The 22,546-nt window shown below is 50.3% G+C and carries 22 protein-coding genes; all 22 read left to right on the plus strand.

Going from position 1 to position 22,546, the window contains the following annotated elements; translation table 11 throughout:
* Positions 1–16 precede the first annotated feature (16 nt).
* The 22 genes from NDK47_RS11990 (at position 17) to nusA (ending at position 22,538) form a co-directional block, all read left to right on the plus strand.
* A complete protein-coding gene (locus NDK47_RS11990; protein ID WP_251875089.1) occupies positions 17–493 on the plus strand; it encodes a chemotaxis protein CheW in 477 nt (158 codons plus the stop codon).
* 3 nt (positions 494–496) lie between these two features.
* Positions 497–1,123: a chemotaxis protein CheC gene (locus tag NDK47_RS11995; protein ID WP_251875091.1), complete on the plus strand. Its 627-nt coding sequence runs from the start codon at positions 497–499 to the stop codon at positions 1,121–1,123.
* Positions 1,110–1,595, plus strand: a complete 486-nt coding sequence (locus NDK47_RS12000) for a chemotaxis protein CheD (protein ID WP_251875093.1) — start codon at positions 1,110–1,112, stop codon at positions 1,593–1,595. Before NDK47_RS11995 ends, NDK47_RS12000 begins: the two co-directional genes overlap by 14 nt.
* Positions 1,596–1,599: 4 nt before the next feature.
* On the plus strand, positions 1,600–1,971 hold the full coding sequence (locus tag NDK47_RS12005; RefSeq protein WP_251875094.1) for a hypothetical protein: 372 nt from the start codon (positions 1,600–1,602) through the stop codon (positions 1,969–1,971).
* Between the two features lie 17 nt (positions 1,972–1,988).
* Positions 1,989–2,777 (plus strand): FliA/WhiG family RNA polymerase sigma factor, encoded by a 789-nt coding sequence (locus tag NDK47_RS12010; RefSeq protein ID WP_251875096.1) that lies wholly within the window; start codon positions 1,989–1,991, stop codon positions 2,775–2,777.
* Positions 2,778–2,864: 87 nt separating this feature from the next.
* Positions 2,865–4,283 carry a flagellar assembly protein A gene (locus NDK47_RS12015; RefSeq protein ID WP_251875098.1) on the plus strand — a complete coding sequence of 473 codons (1,419 nt, stop codon included), beginning with the start codon at positions 2,865–2,867 and terminating at the stop codon, positions 4,281–4,283.
* A 35-nt stretch (positions 4,284–4,318) separates the two neighbouring features.
* Positions 4,319–4,660 carry a hypothetical protein gene (locus tag NDK47_RS12020; protein ID WP_251875100.1) on the plus strand — a complete coding sequence of 114 codons (342 nt, stop codon included), beginning with the start codon at positions 4,319–4,321 and terminating at the stop codon, positions 4,658–4,660.
* Positions 4,661–4,708: 48 nt separating this feature from the next.
* The gene (locus tag NDK47_RS12025) at positions 4,709–5,215 is read left to right on the plus strand and encodes a DUF6115 domain-containing protein (RefSeq protein WP_251875102.1); all 507 of its coding nucleotides are present in this window, start codon (positions 4,709–4,711) and stop codon (positions 5,213–5,215) included.
* On the plus strand, positions 5,202–5,879 hold the full coding sequence (locus NDK47_RS12030) for a DNA polymerase III subunit gamma/tau (protein WP_251875104.1): 678 nt from the start codon (positions 5,202–5,204) through the stop codon (positions 5,877–5,879). Before NDK47_RS12025 ends, NDK47_RS12030 begins: the two co-directional genes overlap by 14 nt.
* A gap of 195 nt (positions 5,880–6,074) precedes the next feature.
* Positions 6,075–6,782, plus strand: coding sequence for a 30S ribosomal protein S2 (rpsB, locus tag NDK47_RS12035; RefSeq protein WP_251875106.1), 708 nt, complete (start codon positions 6,075–6,077; stop codon positions 6,780–6,782).
* Between the two features lie 94 nt (positions 6,783–6,876).
* A complete protein-coding gene (gene tsf / locus NDK47_RS12040) occupies positions 6,877–7,764 on the plus strand; it encodes a translation elongation factor Ts (protein ID WP_251875108.1) in 888 nt (295 codons plus the stop codon).
* 140 nt (positions 7,765–7,904) lie between these two features.
* A complete protein-coding gene (gene pyrH, locus NDK47_RS12045; protein WP_251875110.1) occupies positions 7,905–8,627 on the plus strand; it encodes a UMP kinase in 723 nt (240 codons plus the stop codon).
* Positions 8,628–8,630: 3 nt separating this feature from the next.
* Positions 8,631–9,188, plus strand: coding sequence for a ribosome recycling factor (gene frr / locus NDK47_RS12050; protein WP_251875112.1), 558 nt, complete (start codon positions 8,631–8,633; stop codon positions 9,186–9,188).
* A gap of 63 nt (positions 9,189–9,251) precedes the next feature.
* Complete coding sequence (locus tag NDK47_RS12055; RefSeq protein WP_251875114.1) at positions 9,252–10,022, plus strand: undecaprenyl pyrophosphate synthase; 771 nt, start codon at positions 9,252–9,254, stop codon at positions 10,020–10,022.
* A gap of 18 nt (positions 10,023–10,040) precedes the next feature.
* Positions 10,041–10,829 carry a phosphatidate cytidylyltransferase gene (locus NDK47_RS12060; RefSeq protein ID WP_251875115.1) on the plus strand — a complete coding sequence of 263 codons (789 nt, stop codon included), beginning with the start codon at positions 10,041–10,043 and terminating at the stop codon, positions 10,827–10,829.
* Positions 10,830–10,868: 39 nt separating this feature from the next.
* On the plus strand, positions 10,869–12,029 hold the full coding sequence (locus NDK47_RS12065; protein ID WP_251875117.1) for a 1-deoxy-D-xylulose-5-phosphate reductoisomerase: 1,161 nt from the start codon (positions 10,869–10,871) through the stop codon (positions 12,027–12,029).
* A 26-nt stretch (positions 12,030–12,055) separates the two neighbouring features.
* Positions 12,056–13,324 carry an RIP metalloprotease RseP gene (gene rseP / locus NDK47_RS12070; protein ID WP_251875160.1) on the plus strand — a complete coding sequence of 423 codons (1,269 nt, stop codon included), beginning with the start codon at positions 12,056–12,058 and terminating at the stop codon, positions 13,322–13,324.
* Between the two features lie 46 nt (positions 13,325–13,370).
* Positions 13,371–14,453, plus strand: coding sequence for a flavodoxin-dependent (E)-4-hydroxy-3-methylbut-2-enyl-diphosphate synthase (gene ispG / locus NDK47_RS12075; protein ID WP_251875162.1), 1,083 nt, complete (start codon positions 13,371–13,373; stop codon positions 14,451–14,453).
* A 30-nt stretch (positions 14,454–14,483) separates the two neighbouring features.
* Complete coding sequence (locus NDK47_RS12080; protein ID WP_251875164.1) at positions 14,484–16,232, plus strand: proline--tRNA ligase; 1,749 nt, start codon at positions 14,484–14,486, stop codon at positions 16,230–16,232.
* Positions 16,233–16,458: 226 nt separating this feature from the next.
* Entirely contained in the window at positions 16,459–20,769 is a 4,311-nt protein-coding gene (locus tag NDK47_RS12085; RefSeq protein ID WP_251875166.1) for a PolC-type DNA polymerase III, read from the plus strand.
* A 185-nt stretch (positions 20,770–20,954) separates the two neighbouring features.
* Positions 20,955–21,413, plus strand: a complete 459-nt coding sequence (gene rimP / locus NDK47_RS12090; RefSeq protein ID WP_251875168.1) for a ribosome maturation factor RimP — start codon at positions 20,955–20,957, stop codon at positions 21,411–21,413.
* 39 nt (positions 21,414–21,452) lie between these two features.
* On the plus strand, positions 21,453–22,538 hold the full coding sequence (gene nusA, locus NDK47_RS12095; RefSeq protein ID WP_251875170.1) for a transcription termination factor NusA: 1,086 nt from the start codon (positions 21,453–21,455) through the stop codon (positions 22,536–22,538).
* The last annotated feature ends 8 nt before the right edge of the window (positions 22,539–22,546 follow it).

Below are 22,546 nucleotides of genomic sequence, written 5' to 3' on the forward strand. Positions count from 1 at the left end.
GAGGAGGGGCAGCCGTATGCTCGACCAAAAGGAAATCGTCGGAGAAGTGAAAGTCATCGTTTTCCGCTTGAAAGATGAAGAGTACGGAGTTGAAGTCAATCAGGTCAAATCTATTGAAAAACTGGAGCATATTACCCGTGTTCCGCGCACGCCTGCTTTCGTCAAGGGCGTGATCAACCTTCGCGGAGTGGTAACGCCCATTATCGATTTGCGCAACCGTTTTGGACTGGAAGAAACGGCGTACAGCGAATCAACCCGGATCATTATTGTTGCGGTAGGAGAACTGGAAGTAGGTCTGATCGTAGATGCCGCCAACGACGTCATTGATATCCCGGTAACTGCAATCGAGCCGCCGCCGGAGGTAGTCGGTGGGGTTGAAGCTGCTTATCTGCGCGGTGTGGCAAAGCTGGAGAAACGGTTGCTAATTCTTTTAAATCTGGACAAGGTCCTGAGCAACGAGGAAATCAAACAACTGGACTCCTTTGAGGGATAAGGGATGGAATACTTCGCCAAGTTTGGAGATTTTCAATTTGACGTGCTTCGGGAAGTTGGCAACATTGGTGCGGGTCACGCGGCGACGGCTCTTTCCAAGCTGATTCAAAAGGAAATTGATATGAAAGTGCCACAGGTGAACATCATCCCTTTTGACGAGGTGGCCAATTGCGTCGGAGGTCCGGAAGCGATCGTTGTCACCGTTTTTCTGAGAGTAGAGGGAGACTGTCCGGGGAACATGTTTTTCATCCTGGATATGGATTCCGCCAAGCATGTGCTGCAACAGATCATCGGAGAAGTGAAAAGTGTGGAAGAATGGACGGAATGGGAAATATCAGCTCTTCACGAAATCGGGAATATCCTTACGGGTTCCTACCTGTCTTCTCTTGCGGATTTCACGAATCTCAATCTTCAGCCATCAGTTCCTGCATTGGCCGTAGACATGGCCGGGGCCATTCTCAGCTATGGATTACTCGAGCTCGGACAAGCAGGGGATTTTGCCCTCACCATCGATACTGCTTTCTTTGAAGGGAATGAACAGGTCCAAGGTCATTTTTTTCTGATTCCTGATCCAGAATCTTTAAAGACACTATTTCGATCACTAGGAGTACCGTTCGATGGAGATTATTAAGATAGGCATGGCGGATCTTGGAGTTGCAAAAGCACCGGATCGTCTTCGCACCACAGGATTAGGGTCATGTGTCGGAGTTGTCCTGTTTGACTCGGTACATAAAGTTGCCGGCATGGCCCACGTCATGCTGCCGGAATCCTCGCTTGGAAAAGGTGGAGAGGTTGCGATCGGGAAGTACGCCGATACCGCAATCCCCCGTCTGATCCAGGAGATGAAAATAGCTGGGGCATCCACGTACAATTTGGTTGCCAAGCTTGCAGGAGGCGCGCAAATGTTCGCTTTTCTCGGCAAGAGTGACACCATGAGAATCGGACCTAGAAATGTTGAAGCGTGCAAGCTGGCATTAAAAGAGGCGCAAATCAAAGTGATTGCCGAGGATACAGGGGGAAATTGCGGGAGGACGATCGAGTTCGACTCGACAACGGGTATGCTGCAAATTCGGACCGTTAATCAAGGTGTGAAGGAAGTATAAGCTTATGATAGGAACAATTTGGCTGAATATTGGCTTTGGCGCACTCGCCTCTATCATTACCTTTTTTACGGCATTCTCGGGAAATGTATGGCTTGTTTCCCTGGAAAGAGCTGGCTATGCATTTATTCTTTTCTTTCTTGCCGCTTTCCCGATACGTTGGCTCGTTGCAAAAATTATGGGGTCTTCCACGAGTCATGATGAGATGACGGCTCCGGCGGAAGTGGTCGAAGAGCACGTCTCTTCGACTGCCGAGGAGCAGGATTTAGCAGAAGATGGAGGGTTTACTCCACTGGCACTGGGGCAGATTGGAAGAATCACTCCAGAGTATGATCCCACCACCGTTTCAAATGTCGTGAGGCGTTTAACTGATGAATGAAGGTTGGTGACTGAATCGTGGCACGGCTAACCAATCAAGAAAAAGCAAAACAATTTGATAAGTGGGTCATGTGGAAAGAGGAAGGGAGCCGGGATGCGGAAGTAGATCTGGTCACACAGTATCTTCCACTGGTGGACAAAGTAGCCAACCGGCTCGCCATCAACCTGCCCACCAATGTCGACAAGGACGATTTGATCAGCTATGGCCGATTTGGCTTGCTGGATGCTCTGGCCAAATTTGATCATACACGTGGTCTTCAGTTCGAAACCTATGCGATGTGGCGCATTCGCGGTGCGATGATTGATGGTCTGCGAGAGAATGACTGGATTCCCCGCACCGTTCGCGATAAGGCAAAAAAAATCGAAGAAGCCTATACTATGCTGGAGCAAAAAGAGCTTCGTTCACCGACGGATCAGGAAGTATCCTCCTATCTGGGGATCACCGAAAAAGACTTGCAACAGGTATTCTATGAAACTTCACTGGCTTCGATGATCTCGATTGATGAGACAGTAGGGGAAGAAGAAGAACAGAAAACGGCCCGACATTCGTACATCGTTGATGAAGTAACACTACGACCAGAGCAGGTCGCAGAGAATACGGGGATGAAAGAAGTGCTGACTGCTGTTATCGACAAACTGCCGGAAAAGGAGCGTCTTGTTGTTTCCTTATTTTACTTCGAAGAACTGACCTTGTCGGAAATTGCGGAAGTGATGAGCCTGTCACCTTCCAGGATCTCGCAGCTCCATTCCAAAGCAATTTTCCGACTGCGTTCGGCATTGGCGAAATGGAAGTCTCAGCTTATATAGAGAATAAGAGAGAAATCAAAGAGGGTTGGAAAGTAGCAGAGGGAGATACAATAGGGTAGAGGCCCGTAGTTTGAGAGGGGTAGAAAGATGGAAGGTATAGGAAACTACAAGCTGGAAGTCAAAATCTCTCAGGACAAGCTGGAAGCCGGTATCATGTTGGTGATTACCGACCAGGAACAGGGAACCAATATTCAGATCAATGAGTCTGAAGTACGGGAAATATTGAGGAAGAGTAAGATCACCCATGGGATTCTGGAACAAGTAGTGCATGACCTTTGTACGAATCCGTCCAAATTTACGGCAGGTCCTGTAACGGTTGCAGTAGGGTCCCCATCCGTAGCGGGAACGGACGGTAAAATCGAGTACACCTTTATGAAATTGAACCAGGATGACAAGCGGCCAAAGGAGCTGGAGGATGGCCGAGTTGACTTTTATTCGATTACTAGCATTCCCAACGTAGCCAAAGGACAGTTGCTGGCACGCCGTACACCTGCCACTCCCGGACAGGCGGGTAAATCTGTTACCGGAGAGCCCATCGTTCCCTTGCCTGGGAAGGAGGCCGTCTTGAAACCTGGCAAAAATGTCGTGGTGAATGCAGAGCGATCGATGCTGTACGCCGCGATTGATGGCCAGGTATCCTTTACAGATAAAGATAAGGTCAATGTATTCCCTGTGTTTGAGGTCAACGGAGATGTTGATTTCAGCATTGGGAATATCGATTTTGTGGGAACAGTGGTCATTCGCGGTAACGTACCGACAGGATTTCGAGTAAAAGCATCGGGAGATATACGAGTTCTGGGAAGCGTAGAAGGGGCGGATCTGGAAGCGGGCGGTTCCATCGAAATCAAAAGTGGAATCGTCGCCCAGGACAAGGGTCAAGTCGTAGCGGGAAACGATGTAAGGACGTCGTTTATCCAAAATGGCAACGTAACCGCAGGTAATCAGGTGTTGGTGTCCCAAAGCATCATGTTTTCCCAAGTACGCGCAGGCAAGCAGATCATCTGTAATGGGCCGAAAGGGATTATTATCGGCGGGACCCTCCAAGCGGGGGAAAAAATTGTGGCTCGTGTCATTGGCAATACGAGTGCGACCCCTACTGTATTGGAAGTAGGGGTCAAACCGGAGCTGAGATTGGAACTGGCTGCGATAAACAAAGAGCTGCAGACCGTCTATGAAAATTTGCGGAAAACCGATCAGGGGCTGGGCGTACTTGGCCAAATGCTGAAAGTGACTGGAGACCTGGCTCCTGACAAGAAGGCCATGCAGATCAAATTGGCCAATACCCGGCTGATCCTGGAAAAGGAAGGGAAACAGCTGGAAGCCCGCAAAAAAGAAGTGGAGACAGAGCTGGAAGGCGAATCACCTGCTGCTGTTGATGTGTATTACATGATGTATCCCGGCATTAAGATGGTTTTTGGCAAACTCGTCAGATTTATCAAACAAGAGTTTCCTCGCACTCGATTCCTTGTCATTAATGGAGAGATTACGACCTCTACTCTGATTTAGACAGTGGGGAGCAGTAAAAAGGAGCTGAAGTCAAGTTGAGTCTCAAAACGGTTGAATTGCAAGTGGCGGTGCCGCGGACTGCGGAGGTCGGTCGACTGCAGGAACAATACCAGCACCGTTTGAACAACGAACAGCAGCTCCTGCAACAGGAACAGAAGATGACGGACCAACAAAAGAGCCAGCGTGCAGCGGACGTCAATGAAACCGAGAAGAACCGCCTTCGAGACAAACGGCGGCAAGAACAGCAGGGGGGAAAAGAATTTTCTTCCGGCCAATCATCCGAAGGAGAAACGGAATCTTCGGAGGGGGGCGCTTCATCGATGGAGGTAGCTATGCGTGATCCTCTGCGTGGGCGCTTCATCGATATCTCCCTGTAAGCAAACAACATGAAGACAAAGATAATGAGGGGAGCTTAAATAGCGATCATGAATGGGGTTTACTATAGTTTGATCGGCGTAGGCGTCGTTTCCATTTTACTGGCGCTGCTGTTCTCGTTGGCACGCTCCCGCAAAGAAGAACATACAGCGCCGCAGCTCGGCATGGATGAGATCGAGAAAACCCTGCAGCGCTTTGTCGGACAAATCAAGCAGGAGAAAAAGGCAGAGCAGGAAGAGGCACGGAGAGTCCATGCCCAGCTTAGGATGGAGCTGTCCGAAACTCAGGCGAGGTTGGATGAAGCGGAAAAGGAATTGCGCGCATTGCGTGAGGGGAGTCAGGCAGAAAAGGCAAGCGCCCAGCCGCCAGTGCAGGAGGATGCTACTGGTGATGTACTGGCGATGAGGGAGCGGTATCGCCGTGTTTTTGAATTGCAGCATGATGGGCTCGGACCTGACGACATCGCGAAAAGAATAGGGGCAGGCAGAGGAGAAATTGACCTGATTCTATCTTTAGCTATCCCTCGTGAACGGGGGGATGCCAATGAAAAAGACTGAAATTCTCTTTGGATTTGGCGCTGGTCTGCTGGTGGCGACGTCCATTCTGGGAGCGCTGTCTCAACTGGGCGGACCTACGGAAGCAGAATCACAGACACTCACCAGAGAGCAGATCGAAAAATTGGCGGAACAGAGCCAGTTGGTCGTTCTCTCAAAAGAGGAGTTCGATCAGCTGAAGCAGGAGAAAAAGCTCTCTCTACCAATAGCTGAGCCGCCTAAGCAACCGGCGGTACCCTCGTCCCCGCCGCCTGAAGTTCCAAAAACAGCAACACCAAAAGCACCATCAACTGGCGATTCAGTGGTGAAAGCATCAAGCCCGCCGTCCAAGCCCAGTCAGCCTGAGCTTTCTCAGGCTAATGAACCGGCTGCTCCCCAATCAAGCGGGCCTGCTTCTTCAGTCATGGAGACACCGGCAGCCCCTGTAAGTATTCAACAAGAGACGGCAAAGGAAACAAAATCAATCACGATTCCATACAAGGCCACTGCGGAAGGAGTAGCCCGCACATTGGTTGAGTCCGGCATATTGAACGCGGACAACCGCTTTGTGGACACCCTCAGGGCGCAAGACAAACTGGACCGGATTCGGGTCGGTACCTATCAGATTCCTTTGGGAGCCAGTGAAGAAGAGATCGTGAAAATCATCGCAACGCCTCCTAAAAAATGAGGCGTTACTTTTTGGGCGGGAAATGGGATTCGTTTCTTGCAATCATATAGGGCATATGATATATTGATTAACGGTGTTGAATTCGCACGTCCACCAATTCCTGCAAGGGTGCTGCCAGGACTGGCAGTTTTGTCAGGAAAATGCGGTGAGGCGGAGGTAAGCACAAAAAAACCATTTCATGAGGAGGTGTGAAATATGGCAGTTATTTCGATGAAACAGCTTCTCGAGGCTGGTGTTCACTTCGGTCACCAAACTCGTCGCTGGAACCCGAAAATGGCACGCTATATCTTCACCGAACGTAACGGAATCTACATTATCGACCTGCAAAAAACCGTGAAAAAAGTTGAGGAAGCGTACAACTTTGTACGTGAACTGGCTCAAAACGGCGGAAAAGTGCTCTTCGTTGGTACGAAAAAACAAGCACAAGAATCCGTAAAAGAAGAAGCAGAACGTACAGGTCACTACTACATCAACCAACGCTGGTTGGGTGGTACCCTGACAAACTTCACTACCATTAAAAAACGTACAGCTCGTCTTGCTGAGCTGAACCGTATGGAAGAAGACGGCACTTTCGCTGTTCTGCCGAAGAAAGAAGTTATCGTTCTTCGCAAAGAAAAAGAACGTTTGGAAAAATTCCTGGGCGGTATCGCTCATATGGACGAACTGCCAGACGCTCTGTTCGTCATCGATCCGCGCAAAGAGCGCATCGCTGTAGCAGAAGCTCGCAAGCTGGGTATCCCAATCGTAGCGATTGTAGATACTAACTGCGACCCAGATGAGATCGATTACGTAATCCCTGGTAACGACGACGCGATCCGCGCTGTCAAATTGCTCACTTCGAAAATGGCTGATGCTCTGACTGAAGGAAACCAAGGCGGAGAGCAAGCTACAACAACTGCGTAAGCATGTGTAAGAGGGTGGACTGAGGGTTTCAGAACCCCGTCCACCTTTTTTATCACCTATACTTAGATTGGATATAATCAAGGAGGTCAATGATATGGCAATCAGTGCACAAGCAGTAAAAGAACTGCGTGAACGTACAGGCGCAGGGATGATGGACTGCAAACGCGCTCTTGAAGAAACGAACGGTGATTTGGAAAAAGCAATTGACCTGCTCCGTGAGCGCGGAATCGCGAAAGCGGCTAAAAAAGCAGGACGTATCGCAGCAGAAGGCTTGACTGCTTATGCAACTAGCGGAAACAGTGCAGCGATCGTAGAAGTTAACTGCGAAACAGACTTCGTGGGCAAAAACCCTGAGTTCCAAGAGCTGGTGAAAGACGTTGCTGAGCACGTGGTAACCCAACGTCCTGCAAGTGTAGAAGAAGCGTTGGAACAGCCTTTCAAAGGCCAAGGCGAAACACTTGGACATGTCATCAGCGAAAAAATCGCGACAATCGGGGAAAACATCTCCCTGCGCCGTTTTGCCATCCTCGATAAATCCGACAACGGCGCATTCGGTACTTACCTGCACATGGGTGGACGCATTGGTGTTCTGGTTGCGCTTGAGGGTACGACAGATGAATCCCTGGCAAAAGACCTGGGCATGCACGCTGCTGCTTCCAACCCGCGTTTTGCAAACCGTGAAGAAGTATCTGCAGATGAGATCGAGCGCGAGCGTGAGGTTCTGAAAAACCAAGCACTGGCAGAGGGCAAACCTGCAAACATCGTGGAAAAAATGGTCGAAGGCCGTCTTTCCAAGTATTTCGAAGAATACGTGATGGTGGAACAACCATTCGTAAAAGACCCAGACAAAAAAGTTGGCGCTCTGCTGAAAGAAGCTGGCGCAACGCTCAAAGGCTTCGTGCGCTACCAGGTGGGCGAAGGCATTGAGAAAAAGCAAGAAGACTTTGCAGCAGAAGTTATGGCGCAAGTTAATAAGCAATAAGAACTGGAAAATAGGGAACACCTGCGTGTTCCCTATTTTATAAGAAATAAGATCTTCTGCCACGCGAATAAAAGTCGCCAGTGAGCTGGAAGGATTCCGATCAAGCACAGAGAATGTTTCAAGAATGGAGGCCGTTTCACATGCCACTTCCTGCCTATAAACGGGTTGTGTTAAAGTTGAGTGGGGAAGCACTGGCTGGAGAACTAGGGTATGGAATTGACCCGAAGGTGATTTTCTCCGTCGCCAACCAGATCAAGGAAATCGTAGAATTGGGAGTACAAGTCGCAGTTGTTGTTGGCGGTGGTAATATCTGGCGTGGACTCTCAGGCAGCTCCAAAGGGATGGATCGAGCAACAGCCGATTACATGGGGATGCTGGCAACCGTGATGAACTCGCTCGCCCTGCAGGATGGATTAGAAAAAGTGAACGTCCCGACTCGAGTACAAACGTCCATCGAGATGAGACAAGTTGCCGAACCATACATACGTCGCAGAGCAATCCGCCATCTGGAAAAGAATCGCGTGGTCATCTTTGCTGCCGGTACGGGGAACCCTTACTTCTCTACCGACACGACTGCTGCCCTGCGTGCTGCCGAAATCGAGGCAGAAGTTATTCTGATGGCAAAAAATAAAGTGGATGGTGTTTATTCCGCAGACCCGAGCATCGATACGACAGCTGTCAAGTACGACAAGCTGACGTTCCTGGAAGTCTTGAGCAAGGGCCTTGGCGTGATGGACTCCACGGCATCCAGTCTTTGCATGGACAACGATATTACACTGATTGTCTTTAATATCTCGGAAGAAGGCAATATTCGCCGAGCGGTCATGGGTGAAAAAATCGGAACACTGGTAAAGGGGGAATAACATATGCCGCAATCCGTATTGAAAGAAATGGAAGATCGAATGGGGAAAGCGATCGCAGCGTTGAAAAAAGACCTTTCGAGCCTCCGCGCAGGCCGTGCAAATCCAGCTATTCTCGATAAAGTCGTTGTTGACTACTATGGAACGCCAACCCCGATTTCTCAGTTAGCAAATATCAGCGTGCCTGAGCCGCGGATGCTGACAATTCAGCCTTGGGATAAATCGTCGCTGAAGGAAATTGACAGAGCGATTCAACAGTCTGATTTGGGCTTGACGCCTTCCAATGACGGAACGATTATTCGCATCGCGATTCCGCCACTGACAGAAGAGCGCAGAAAAGAACTGGTGAAAATGGCAAACAAGAGTGGAGAAGAGACGAAAGTGGCTATCCGGAACATCCGACGCGATGCCAACGATGAAATCAAAAAGCTGGAAAAAGCTGCTACGATTTCAGAAGACGAATCTCGCCGCCACCAAGAGACAATCCAGAAAACAACGGATAAGTATATCGCGGACGTCGATAAAACCGTGAAGGAAAAAGAAAAAGACATTCTGGAAGTTTAATGCTTTGATCCCCCTCAGCCGAGGGGGATGAATGTCTATATCTCTCATTACGGGGGAACACTTATGTTAGAACATCTCGCGCGCAAGTGGGCTCGAAAAGAAAAACAGGAGCAAACCGCGGAATTTGACAAAGACGGCGTGATTCCAAATCACATTGCGGTGATTATGGACGGGAACGGGCGATGGGCGAAAGCACGAAATCTGCCAAGGATCGCTGGCCACCGTTCCGGTATGAAAACCGTCAAGGAAATCGTCAGAGCTTCTGATGAGATCGGCGTCAAGTATTTAACCATGTACGCCTTTTCAACCGAGAACTGGAAACGACCGCGGGAAGAAGTAGACTTTTTGATGAAGCTGCCGCAGGAATTTTTGTCGACAGAATTGGAAGAATTGGTTGAACGAAACGTGAGAATTCGCATGGTAGGCAGTAAAGAGGAGCTGCCTGCACATACCATCAAGGCTCTGGAAACAGCAGAGATGCGAACGAGAGGAAATACAGGATTGCAACTGAACTTTGCGCTGAATTACGGAGGACGCAAGGAAATTGCGATTGCTGTAAAAGATATAGTTACCCGAATACAAGCGGGTGAGATCGACCTGGATCAACTAAACGAAGAGATGATTTCCCGACATCTGTACACGAGTGACATCCCAGACCCAGACCTTTTGATTCGCACCAGTGGAGAACTTCGTTTAAGCAACTTTATGTTGTGGCAGTTGGCCTACACGGAATTATGGTTTACCGATGTGCTTTGGCCCGATTTTACCAGGGAACATTTGTATCAAGCAATTGCAGAATACCAGGGGCGAGCTCGTCGCTATGGAGCGGTATAAGCCAAGAGGTGGAATCAGTTGAAGCAGCGGATTATTACAGGCCTCATTGGTGGGGCGGGCTTTTTATTCATGGTTTATCTGGGGGGCGCGTGGTTCTCCTCACTCGTCTTTGTTTTGGCCGTCATAGGCCTTTTTGAATTTTTGCGGATGGCGAACATCCAACCGTTGAGTGTGGCAGGGGTACTGGGCTACGTGCTCTTGATCAGTATAATGTGGCCAGCTCTCTCCTTCACGGGCCAGACTGGACTTGTCATGCCGGATCTGTTGCTGCCCGTAACCCTTCTTCTGCTCTTATACGCGGTTTTTCGAAAAAACCTGTTTCACATTGAACATGCCGCTCTTACTTTGCTGGGAGCGTTATACATAAGCTATGGCTTTGCCTACATGGCTGCCCTGCGCAATTTGTCGGACACAGGCCTGTTGCTTACTGTACTGGTTATCTTGGGAATATGGTCGACCGATTCGGGGGCCTATTTCGTGGGCAGAGCGGTAGGCAAACGAAAGCTGTGGCCTGCGATCAGTCCCAACAAAACCATAGAGGGTGCTGTCGGGGGCCTGCTGGTCGCGATTCTGGTCGTGATGGCGGTTAATGCCTGGATTGGCCATATCCCATATGACCAGGCCCTCCTGCTGGCACTCGTTACAGGGATTGCGGGGCAGCTCGGCGATTTGGTTGAATCGGCGATGAAACGTCATTTTGGTGTAAAAGACTCCGGCCGAATCTTTCCGGGCCACGGAGGGGTGCTGGATCGTTTTGACAGTATGATTCTTGTATTTCCCATTCTGCATTTACTCGGAATGGTCTAGTGGGATACGCCATATAGAAAGACATAGAGGGTGAAACACTTGAAACGAATATCGCTCTTGGGTTCTACCGGATCAGTTGGGAAGAGTACACTCGATGTGGTAGCCCAGCATCCAGAGGAGTTTCGTGTAGTTGCCCTGGCCGGGGGAACAAATGTAGAGCTGTTAGCCGAACAGGTTAAGCAGTTTCAGCCGGAGCTTGTCTCAGTTGGTACGACGCAAGGTGCCAACGAACTGCGCGAACGTTTGGGGAAACGTCAGGTAGAAATCGTCTGCGGAAATGAAGGGCTCGAAGAGGTAGCGAAGCATCCAAGTTCAAACTTTGTCATGACGGCAGTCGTCGGCAGTGTTGGAGTTGCACCGACGTTAGCGGCTATCGAAGCGGGGAAAACGATCGGTCTGGCCAATAAGGAAACACTTGTCAGCGCAGGTCACATCGTGATGAAGGCAGCCAAAGAACGGGGCGTTTCCATCATCCCGGTAGACAGTGAGCACTCTGCGATTTTTCAATGCATGGAAGGCTCCCGAAGAGAAGATGTTTCTCGCATCATCCTGACGGCTTCTGGAGGTTCTTTCCGTCATTTGAGCAGGGAAGAGCTGGCTCACGTAACACTGGAGCAGGCGCTGCATCATCCGAACTGGAGCATGGGCTCGAAGATTACGATTGACTCGGCGACGATGATGAACAAAGGCTTTGAGGTCATTGAAGCCCACTGGCTTTTTGATCTTCCGTACGACAAAATTGAATGTGTTCTCCATTATGAGAGTATCATTCATTCCATGGTAGAATATAAAGACAGAGCAGTGATGGCGCAGCTTGGCACTCCCGATATGCGCGTACCAATCCAGTATGCGCTAAGCTATCCGGGGAGAATGCCGCTTGCGACAGAACCGCTCGACCTGGTGAAAAGCGGTACTCTTCACTTTGCACCGATGGATTTTGACCGCTATCCTCTGTTACAATTGGCTTATGATTGTGGCAGGATAGGAGGCACTCACCCTACGGTGTTGAATGCAGCAAATGAAGTGGCTGTTAACAGCTTTTTGCAAGGAGCGATTGATTTTATACAAATTGAACAGATCGTTCGCCAGACATGTGAAGCCCATCAGGGTATCAGTGATCCTTCTCTGGAAGAAATCCTTTTTGCAGACCAGTGGGCGCGCCAGGAAGCTGTCAACTGTTTACACAGGGACCTGCGCTAATTAAGGAATGAAAGGTGGCTGTTCACTTGCCCTTTCCCAATTTGGATTCAGTAGAATCGATTCTCGCGATCGTCATCGTATTTGGTGTACTTGTCTTTGTGCATGAACTGGGTCATTTTCTCCTGGCAAAACGGGCCGGCATCTTGTGTCGGGAGTTTGCACTGGGGATGGGACCAAAGATATTTAGCGTAAAGCGAGGAGAAACAGAATATACGCTGCGGCTTTTGCCGATTGGCGGGATGGTCCGCATGGCGGGCGAGGACCCGGAGCTTGATATCCTGAAACCGCACATGGAAGTAACCTTGGTGCGTGATGCAGTAGGGAAAGTAACCCGGATCCTGCTGGATGGACCAAGTGGTGATGAAAGAGGAGCAGTGACCGGTACGATTGTCCGCTTTGATTTGGAACAAGCCCTGTCGATTGTACTTGATACAGAAGGGGAGCAGCGGACATTTTCGGTTCATCCACAGGCTCATTTGGTGAAAGATGGATACGAGGTGCAAATCGCCCCGCTCAACCGTCAATTCAAAGGCAAGACGATCATGCAGCGTTTTTGGGCTATTTTTGCCGGCCCAGCAGCCAACTTTTTGCTCGCTTTTGTGTTGTTTATTGTCATCGGACTTGCTTACGGTGTTCCGTCCAATGGCCCGATCCTGGGGGACATCCTACCGAACGGCCCAGCAGCAAAGGCTGGACTGCAAGCGGGAGATAAGGTAATCTCGATTCAGGGACAGCCCGTTTCCACATGGAAAGAACTGGTCGAGATCGTCGGCAAATCTCCGGATAAGGATCTGGGATTTGTCGTCCTTCGCGGCAATCAGCAAATCTCGGCCAAGGTGCATGTGTTCAACGAAAAGAACGTGGGGAAAATCATGGTGACGAATGCCATCACATACGCACCGGGTGAAGTTCTTCAATACGGAGCAAACCAGACCTACGAGTTCACCGCGATGATTTTGAAAAGCCTGGGGATGCTCTTTACCGGAACGGTCGGTTTAAAAGATCTGAGCGGTCCCGTGGGAATCTTCAAGATGACAGGAGAGTTTGCCCAACAAGGCTTGGCCATTTTGATGAAATGGGCGGCTGTACTCAGTATCAACCTGGGGCTGTTTAACCTGCTTCCCCTGCCTGCTTTAGATGGTGGGAGACTTGCATTTCTGGTCGCAGAGGCATTGCGCGGCAGACCAGTCGACCCCCACAAGGAAGGGATGGTTCACTTCCTCGGTTTTGCACTGCTGATGCTGCTGATTCTGGTTGTGACGTGGAACGATTTGCAGCGGCTGTTTACCGAATAAAACCAAGCTTCACAGACTGTTTGACAAACATAAAGGATGGTGCTCTATGTACAAGCGAGAGGAGACCAAACCGGTTTTCGTGGGAGATGTACAAATTGGAGGACAAAAAAGTGTCGTCATTCAATCCATGACGACTGCTGATACACGCGACGTAGAGGCAACCCTGGCGGAGATTCAGCGTCTTCACGACGTGGGTTGCCAAATTGTCCGCTTGGCAGTGATCAACGAGGATGCCGCTCGTTCGATCAAAGCCATCAAGGAGCGCTCTCCATTACCGCTCGTGGCAGACATTCACTTTGACTACAAGCTGGCGCTGATCGCTTTGGAAAGCGGAATTGACAAAATCCGCATCAACCCGGGGAACATCGGCTCCAAAGAAAAAACGAAGGCGGTTGTAGAAGCTTGCCGGGAACGGAATGTCCCGATTCGCATCGGCGTAAACTCCGGCTCTGTAGAAAAGCGGCTGCTTGAAAAATACGGGTATCCATCTCCAGAAGCGATCGTAGAAAGTGCCATGAATCATGTGCACATTCTCGAAGAGCTTCACTATGAGAACATCGTGATTTCCCTGAAGTCCTCGGATGTTCCGACGATGATCCAAACCTATTCCTTGATGGCTCAAAAACGCAACTATCCGCTTCACGTCGGCGTGACGGAAGCGGGCACCCAGTTTTCCGGAAGTATCAAATCTTCTGTCGGAATCGGAACGGTTTTGTCCATGGGAATTGGCGATACGATCCGTGTCTCGCTGACCGCCGACCCGGTAGAGGAGATTAAAGTTGCGAAGCAAATTCTGCGCAGTCTCGATATCGTCAATAACGATCCGATCGTCATTGCCTGCCCATCTTGCGGACGCTGTGCGATTGATTTGATCGGTTTGGCCACGAAAGTGGAGGATGCGGTTTCCACTTTGAAGACTCCATTGAAAATCGCCGTCATGGGATGTGCTGTAAACGGACCGGGAGAGGCTCGTGAAGCGGATGTAGGGGTTGCCGGCGGGAACGGTGAAGGGTTGATCTTCCGTCACGGCGAGATTGTACGGAAGGTGAAGGAAACCGAACTGTTCGAGGAACTGATGAAGGAAATTCATGAAATTGTGGAAGAGAAAAAGACCACTCAGGTCGGTTAGACCCCCTGCATCGTGAAGGAGGACACTTGTGTGTTAAAGCAAAGTCAGATATTGATTCCTACTCTGCGGGAGGTTCCTGCGGATGCGGAAATAGCCAGTCATAAACTGCTGCTCCGTGCAGGTATGGCGCGCCAGCTGGCGTCCGGTATTTATACCTACCTGCCGCTGGCACTGCGAACGTTGCATAAAATCCAGGCGATTGTTCGTGAGGAAATGAATCGTGCGGGTGCTCAGGAGCTGCTCATGCCTGCCATGCAGCCTGCAGAATTATGGCATCAAACCGGCCGTTGGGATGTGTACGGTCCGGAATTGGTTCGCCTGAAAGACCGGCATGATCGGCCGTTTGCACTGGGTCCGACCCACGAAGAAGTGATCACCAGCTTGGTTCGTGATGAGATCAATTCTTACAAGAAACTGCCGATCAATCTGTATCAAATTCAGACGAAATTCCGTGATGAGGTACGTCCGCGCTTCGGCTTGATCCGTTCCCGTGAATTCATCATGAAGGATGCGTATTCCTTCGATACTACCCAAGAAGGTCTGGACAAGAATTTTCAGGCGATGTATGACGCCTATACCTCCATTTTCACCAGAGTAGGCCTTCACTTCCGCGCAGTCGAAGCGGATGCCGGAGCAATCGGTGGTAAAGGAACCTACGAGTTTATGGCTCTGTGCGACATCGGTGAAGATACGATTGCCTATTCGGAAAATGGCGATTATGCAGCCAATCTGGAAAAAGCAGAAGTGGTGTACAAGCCTGCCGAAAAACCACAAAGCGAAGTGCCATCGCTGGAGAAGGTGCACACGCCTGCAGTGAAAACCATCGAACAATTGACACAAGCGCTGCAGATCGAAGCGAGTCGCATCATCAAGAGCCTGGTCTATCGCATTGATGAGAAGCTGGTCATGGTGCTGGTACGCGGGGATCACGAGATCAACGAAGTCAAACTGAAAAATCTGTTTGATGCTGCTTTTGTCGGATTGGCTTCCGAGCAGGAGATTCTTGCTGCGATTGGTACTCCTGTCGGCTTTGTAGGCCCTGTCGGCATCGACCAGGAGAAACTGGAGATCGTGGCAGACAACTTTGTCCAGGATGTTTATGATGGAGTTGCCGGGGCCAATGAGACGGACTACCATCTGCTTCACGTTCAGCCAGGTCGTGACTTCACGGTTTCCCGCTTTGCAGACCTGCGCAATATCATGGAAGGCGACGAGTGCCCGCGCGGCGGCGGAGTGATCAAGTTTGCCCGCGGTGTAGAAGTGGGTCACGTCTTCAAGCTGGGAACGAAATACTCCACAGCGATGGGGGCAACCTTCCTCGACGAGAACGGACGCAGTCAGCCGATGATCATGGGCTGCTATGGAATCGGGGTTTCCCGGACACTGGCTGCCGTAATCGAGCAGAATAACGATGAAAACGGGATCATCTGGCCCGTTTCCGTGGCACCTTTCCACGTACACGTCATTCCAGTCAACGCAAAAGTGGAAGCACAGCGGGAAGCCAGTGAACAGATCACTGCGGCCCTGCAAGCTGCCCAGATCGAAGTGCTGTACGACGACAGACCAGAGCGTGCCGGTGTGAAATTCAAAGATGCCGATCTGATCGGTCTCCCGCTTCGCATCACGGTCTCAGACAAGGCTGCTGAAGAAGGTCTGGTCGAAGTTCGGGTGCGCCGTACAGGAGAAACGCATGAAGTGAAACTGGAAGAGTTGGTATCCTTCGTTCATGCATTGTTAGGCCGTGTTGACAGCACTGGTGCCGAGCTGTTCCGCTCCTGATTACAAGCAGGAATTTACACAGATTTTGTCGAATTAGTCGGGGTACTCCCCTGGTTTTCAGGGGGTGCCTCTTTTATTTTGGGGTCAATGGGAATTTATAAAACTCCTATTGACATATGTGCAATTAAGGCACAGCCAGAAGTCTTGGCGGAACCAAGTATTCTGATAACCGTATACGAGAGCAAGACTCTACGAAAAAGCTGGGAAAATTGAGGTGGGAGATACCGTGAATCGGTTGGAAGAACAAAAGCATCGCTTCTCACTGTTGGTTAAGCAGATGGACCTGCCAACTGATTGGGTGGAGCGTTTTTTTCTTGGCGCAAGTATTGAAAAACTAGAGCTATACCGACAAAACAAAGAATGGGTTTTTCATTTTATGCTTCCGCGATTGCTTCCGGCTGAAGTTTATCTGGCCTTCACACAGCGGTTGAAGCAAACGTTTTCCCACTTGGCAACGGTGGACGCACGTTTTCGTTATCAGGAGCAGCCCCTTTTGCCGTTTGCGGTGGAGGAATACTGGGATGTGATCCTCGGAAGCCTGGAACAGAGCCTCAATTCCTTGGCAGTCACGCTGCGTACTTCTCGCAAGCAAGTAGATCAGCAGGACGTAAAGGTTTACCTGCCGACCGAAATGACCGTGGAGGTAGCCAAGCGAAAACGTGCAGACAGCGAAATGGCGACTTTCTTCGAAAAGGTGACCACATGCATCCCTCGCTTTACCTTTTTGGCAGAAGAAAGTGATGAAGCGTACAAAGCTTTTGTCGAACAGCGAGAGGAAGAGGAGCGCGCCCTTGTTGAAGTCGTGATGAGTGCGGTCCAACAAGAGAAGGAGAACAAGGGCAGTGAGCAGGCGGAAGCGATTAGCACGCTGATGATCGGGTACGAGATCAAGGACGCGCCGATTCCCATTAACGAGATACAAGATGAGGAACGACGCATTGTCATCCAGGGGACTGTATTTAATGTAGAGGTCAAAGAGCTTCGCAGCGGCCGTCATCTGTTGACGTTTAACGTCACCGATTACACAGACTCGCTGACCGTCAAGATCTTCTCGAGAGACAAAGAAGACGTCAAAATGCTGGAAGTCCTCAAGGATGGCATGTGGGTAAAAGTACGGGGAAGTGTTCAGCACGATACCTTCCTCCGCGATCTGGTCATGATGGCCAATGACATCAATCAGATCGAGCAGGTCATTCGCAAGGACACTGCTTCTGAAAAAAGGGTAGAGCTGCATTGCCATACCCCGATGAGTGCGCTCGATGCCGTAGCTTCGGTTAAATCCTTGATTTCGACCGCTGCCAAATGGGGCCATAAGGCAATCGCTGTAACAGATCACGGTGTTGTGCAGGCTTTCCCGGAGGCGTACGGAATTGCCAAAAAGAACAACATCAAATGCATACTCGGGATGGAAGCGTATGTAGTCGAAGACGGCGTGGACATTGTGTACAATCTGACCCCGGAGCTGGACCGTTTGCTGAACGACCAGACCGAATACGTTGTGTTTGACACGGAAACAACCGGTCTGAACGCGGCAGAGCATACGATTATCGAGATCGCGGCGGTCAAAATGCGGGGCTTGGAGATTGTAGACAAATGGACCGAGCTGATCGACCCGCAAATCGAAATTGGGCCGAAAACGACAGAAATTACAGGGATTACCAATGAAATGCTGCGGGGCAAAGAGACCCTCGACATCGTGCTGCGCAAATTTAAGGAGTTTGCTGGAGACGCTATTCTGGTCGCACACAACGCCGAGTTTGACAAGAACTTTATTAACGCTTGTGCGAAGCGTATCGGCATGGAGCCATGGAACAACCCGTTTTTGGATACGCTGCCGCTGGCGCGGATGATGTACAAAGGGATGCGAAATTACCGCCTGGGTACCTTGGCCAAGCGCTTCAATGTTGAACTGATCAATGCTCACCGAGCGTTGGACGATACGGTGGCACTGGCGCATGTATTCCAGTACATGCTGAAGGATATTCGCGATGCACAGCTTACCCGTCTCTCCGAGCTGAACGAGCGGAGCAATGCAGAAGTCGATTACAAAAGCGGCCGTCCGTTTCACGCGACGATCTTAGTACAAAACCAGACAGGGCTGAAAAATCTGTACAAGCTGGTAAGCAAATCACATGTGGAGACCTTTTACCGAGTCCCGCGTATCCAGAGAAGCCAGCTGGTTAAATATCGGGAAGGCTTGCTTTTCGGTACTGCTTGCAAAGACGGCGAGCTGATGCAGTCCATTTTACGGGGGAAATCGAGAGAAGAGTTGAAAGAAATCGCCTCTTTCTACGATTATCTGGAGCTGCAGCCTCCCCAACACTACGCTCCTCTGCTGAGAAACGAGGAGATTCCCTCTCTGGAGACGATGAAATCGTACCATCAAATGATCGTGGAGATCGGTCAAGAGCTGGGAAAACCTGTCGTGGCAACAGGAGACGTTCATTTTCTCAATCCGCAGGACAACATTTTCCGCGATGTGTTTCTGCTCTCACAGGGGTCTCATGACGCCGGCAATCAGCCGCCGCTTTACCTGATGACAACTGATGAGATGCTGGAAGCATTTTCGTTTCTCGGAGAGGAGATGGCTCGCCAGATTGTCGTGACAGCACCCAATGAGCTAGCAGACAGTATTGAAGACGTTTCACCCATCCCCGATAAATTGTACACGCCGATCATTGAAGGGGCAGACGATGAGCTGCGGCAGATGTGCTATGACAAAGCCCGCCGGCTTTACGGAGATCCGCTACCGGAGCTGGTCGAGTCCAGATTGGAAAAAGAGTTGACCAGTATTATCAAACACGGCTTCGGGGTTATTTACCTCATCTCCCAGCGGCTCGTGACGAAATCACTCACCGATGGCTATCTCGTTGGCTCACGGGGGTCGGTAGGCTCCTCGTTTGTCGCGACGATGTCAGATATTACGGAAGTAAATCCTTTGCCGCCGCATTATCGCTGTCCCGAATGCAAGCACAGCGAATTTATCACTGACGGCTCGATTGCCTCCGGGTTCGATCTTCCCGACAAGGAATGCCCGTCATGCGGCCACCCGTTGGCCAAGGATGGACAAGATATCCCGTTTGAAACGTTCCTTGGCTTTAAGGGGGACAAGGTCCCTGATATTGACTTGAACTTCTCTGGGGAATACCAGCCTCGTGCCCACAAATACACCCAGGAGCTTTTCGGTGTCGATTATGTCTATCGTGCGGGAACCATTGGTACAGTTGCTGAAAAAACAGCCTACGGCTATGTGCGCAAATACGCCGATGAGCGCGGCTTGACGCTTCGCAATGCGGAAATCGCACGAATGGTAAACGGATGTACAGGAGTCAAGCGGACAACCGGACAACACCCGGGCGGTATCATTGTCGTGCCTTCCTACATGGAGATTGAAGATTTTTGTCCGATTCAGTTTCCTGCCGACGATAATGAATCCGAGTGGAGAACCACCCATTTTGACTTCCACTCCATCCATGACAATCTGCTGAAGCTCGACATTCTGGGACACGATGATCCGACAGTCATTCGGATGCTGCAGGATCTGACCGGGCTTGATCCCAAAATGATTCCGCTGGATGACAAAGAGACGATGTCCATTTTCAGTTCGACAGAGGCGCTCAAGGTTACGCCCGAGCAGATCGGTACCAATATGGGAACGTTGGGCATCCCGGAATTTGGTACGAAGTTTGTTCGACAAATGCTGGAGGATACCAAACCGACCACCTTCGCCGAGCTGGTTCAAATCTCCGGTCTTTCTCACGGAACAGACGTCTGGCTGAACAACGCACAGGATTTGATCCGCAGCGGCACCTGCCGACTGCCAGAAGTAATTGGTTGTCGTGACGATATCATGGTGTATCTGATTTACAAGGGGCTGGAGCCGTCCCGTGCTTTTAAAATCATGGAGTCCGTGCGGAAGGGTAAAGGTGTTCCCGAGGAAGACCAGGAAGAGATGCGCAAGAACAATGTGCCGGACTGGTACATACAATCCTGCCAAAAAATCAAGTACATGTTCCCGAAAGCCCACGCAACTGCCTATGTGATGATGGCAGTGCGGATTGCCTATTTCAAGGTCCACTATCCGCTGGAGTTCTACGCCACGTACTTCACGGTGCGTGCGGATGACTTTGACATTCCACTCATGGTCAAAGGCGCGTCGGCAATTCGGCAAAAGATCGAAGAAATCGAAGCCAAAGGCCATGAAGCGCAGCCAAAAGAAAAGGCGCTGCTCACCGTTTTGGAGATGGCCTTGGAAATGGTAGAGCGGGGCTTCCGATTTACCAACGTCGATTTATATCGATCCGACGCGACAAAATTTTTGATCGATGGAAACAGTTTAATTGCGCCGTTCAACGCAATGCCGGGGCTAGGGACGAACGCAGCCATCGGAATCGTCAAAGCTCGGGAAGAAGGGGAGTTTCTGTCCAAGGAAGATCTCCTGACCCGCTCTCGTATCTCCAAGACTGTCCTGGAGTATCTGGAAGAGCAAGGGGCGCTGCAAGGGCTGCCGGAGTCCAACCAGCTCTCCCTGTTTTGATAGACATATCCAGGTTCTCAAACAAGGGAAACGAAGGGTTCTTCGCCCGCGGTTGTCAACAACGGCCTGTTATGCTATAATTTTTTTGGAAATACTGGTTATACACGCGCAGAACGAGAGTGGGGAAACCCACTCTTTCTTTCTGGCTGAACTCAATGCTTCATTATTGATAAGGAGGTACTTGCTTGAGCAAGGTAACAGACATCGTCACCGACCTGGTTACTCCCATTCTCGACGAGCTGGGTCTGGAACTGGTTGAGATCGAGTACAAAAAGGAAGGCAGCAACTGGTTTCTTCGCGTGTTCATCGATAATGAAACAGGAAGTATCGATATTGATGACTGCGGCCTTGTCAGCGAGCGTCTGAGCCAGCGGCTTGACGAAGTGGACCCGATCCCGTCGGCGTACTTCTTGGAAGTATCCTCACCGGGGGCAGAACGTCCGCTGCGAAAAGAAAGCGATTTTCGCAAAGCTGTTGGCAAGCACGTACATATCACGACGAAGGAACCGATCGATGGCGAAAGCACGATTGAGGGTGAACTGATTTCCTTTGAGGATGACAAGCTGACAGTGAAAGAATCTAAAAAAACATACGTCATTGCAAGGGACCAAATCGATACGGCCCGTATGGCAATTGTCTTTTAATACTGTGTTCTGTGGGTAAAGGAGGAGGCATCGAAAATCATGAACGCCGATTTTATCGAGGCATTGGAAGCCATTGAGAGAGAAAAGGGAATCTCCAAAGATATACTGATTGAGGCGATTGAAGCAGCCCTCATTTCAGGATACAAACGAAATTTTAACTCTGCCCAAAACGTACGGGTTGATGTAAACCGTCACTCTGGACAGGTACGGGTGTATGCACGCAAAACTGTTGTCGAGGAAGTGCTCGATCCCCGCTTGGAGATTTCCCTGGAAGCAGCACAGGAGATCGACCCCAATTTCCGCCTGGATGACATCGTCGAAATTGAGGTAACCCCGCGCGATTTTGGCCGCATTGCTGCTCAAACTGCGAAACAAGTGGTTACCCAACGAATCCGTGAAGCAGAACGCGGACTCATCTACAGTGAATTTATCGAGCGTGAGGATGATATCGTTACCGGTATCGTTCAGCGCATGGACCAGCGCAATTACTACATTGATCTGGGCAAAGCCGAAGCGGTCATGCCGATTACGGAAAAAATGCCGACGGATGATCTGAAGTCCCAGGATCGGGTCAAAGCATATATTATCAAAGTAGAAAAGACGACAAAAGGGCCGCAAATCGTAGTTTCTCGGACCCATCCAGGGCTGCTGAAACGCCTGTTTGAACTCGAAGTGCCGGAAATCTACGACGGTGTTGTTGAGATCAAGTCTGTTGCCCGTGAAGCGGGAGACCGTTCCAAGATCGCTGTACATTCGGTCAATCCCGATGTCGATCCCGTCGGTGCCTGTGTCGGTCCAAAAGGCCTGCGCGTTCAGACCATCGTCAACGAATTAAAAGGGGAAAAAATCGATATTGTCCGTTGGTCGGAGGACCCGTCCGAGTATGTAGCCAATTCACTGAGCCCGGCTAAAGTACTGCACGTTGAAGTAAATGCAGCTGAAAAGGTGACTCGTGTGATCGTCCCCGATTATCAGTTGTCTCTCGCAATCGGAAAACGCGGTCAAAACGCCCGACTCGCTGCCAAGTTGACCGGATGGAAAATCGATATCAAGAGTGAATCGCAAGCCGAACAGGAAGGCATCGACTACCCGAAGGCAGAGGAAGGCTTTGAAGGGACGGAGTAAGGATAGCT

Source organism: Brevibacillus ruminantium (genome assembly GCF_023746555.1).
GTDB classification, from domain to species: Bacteria; Bacillota; Bacilli; order Brevibacillales; family Brevibacillaceae; genus Brevibacillus; species Brevibacillus ruminantium.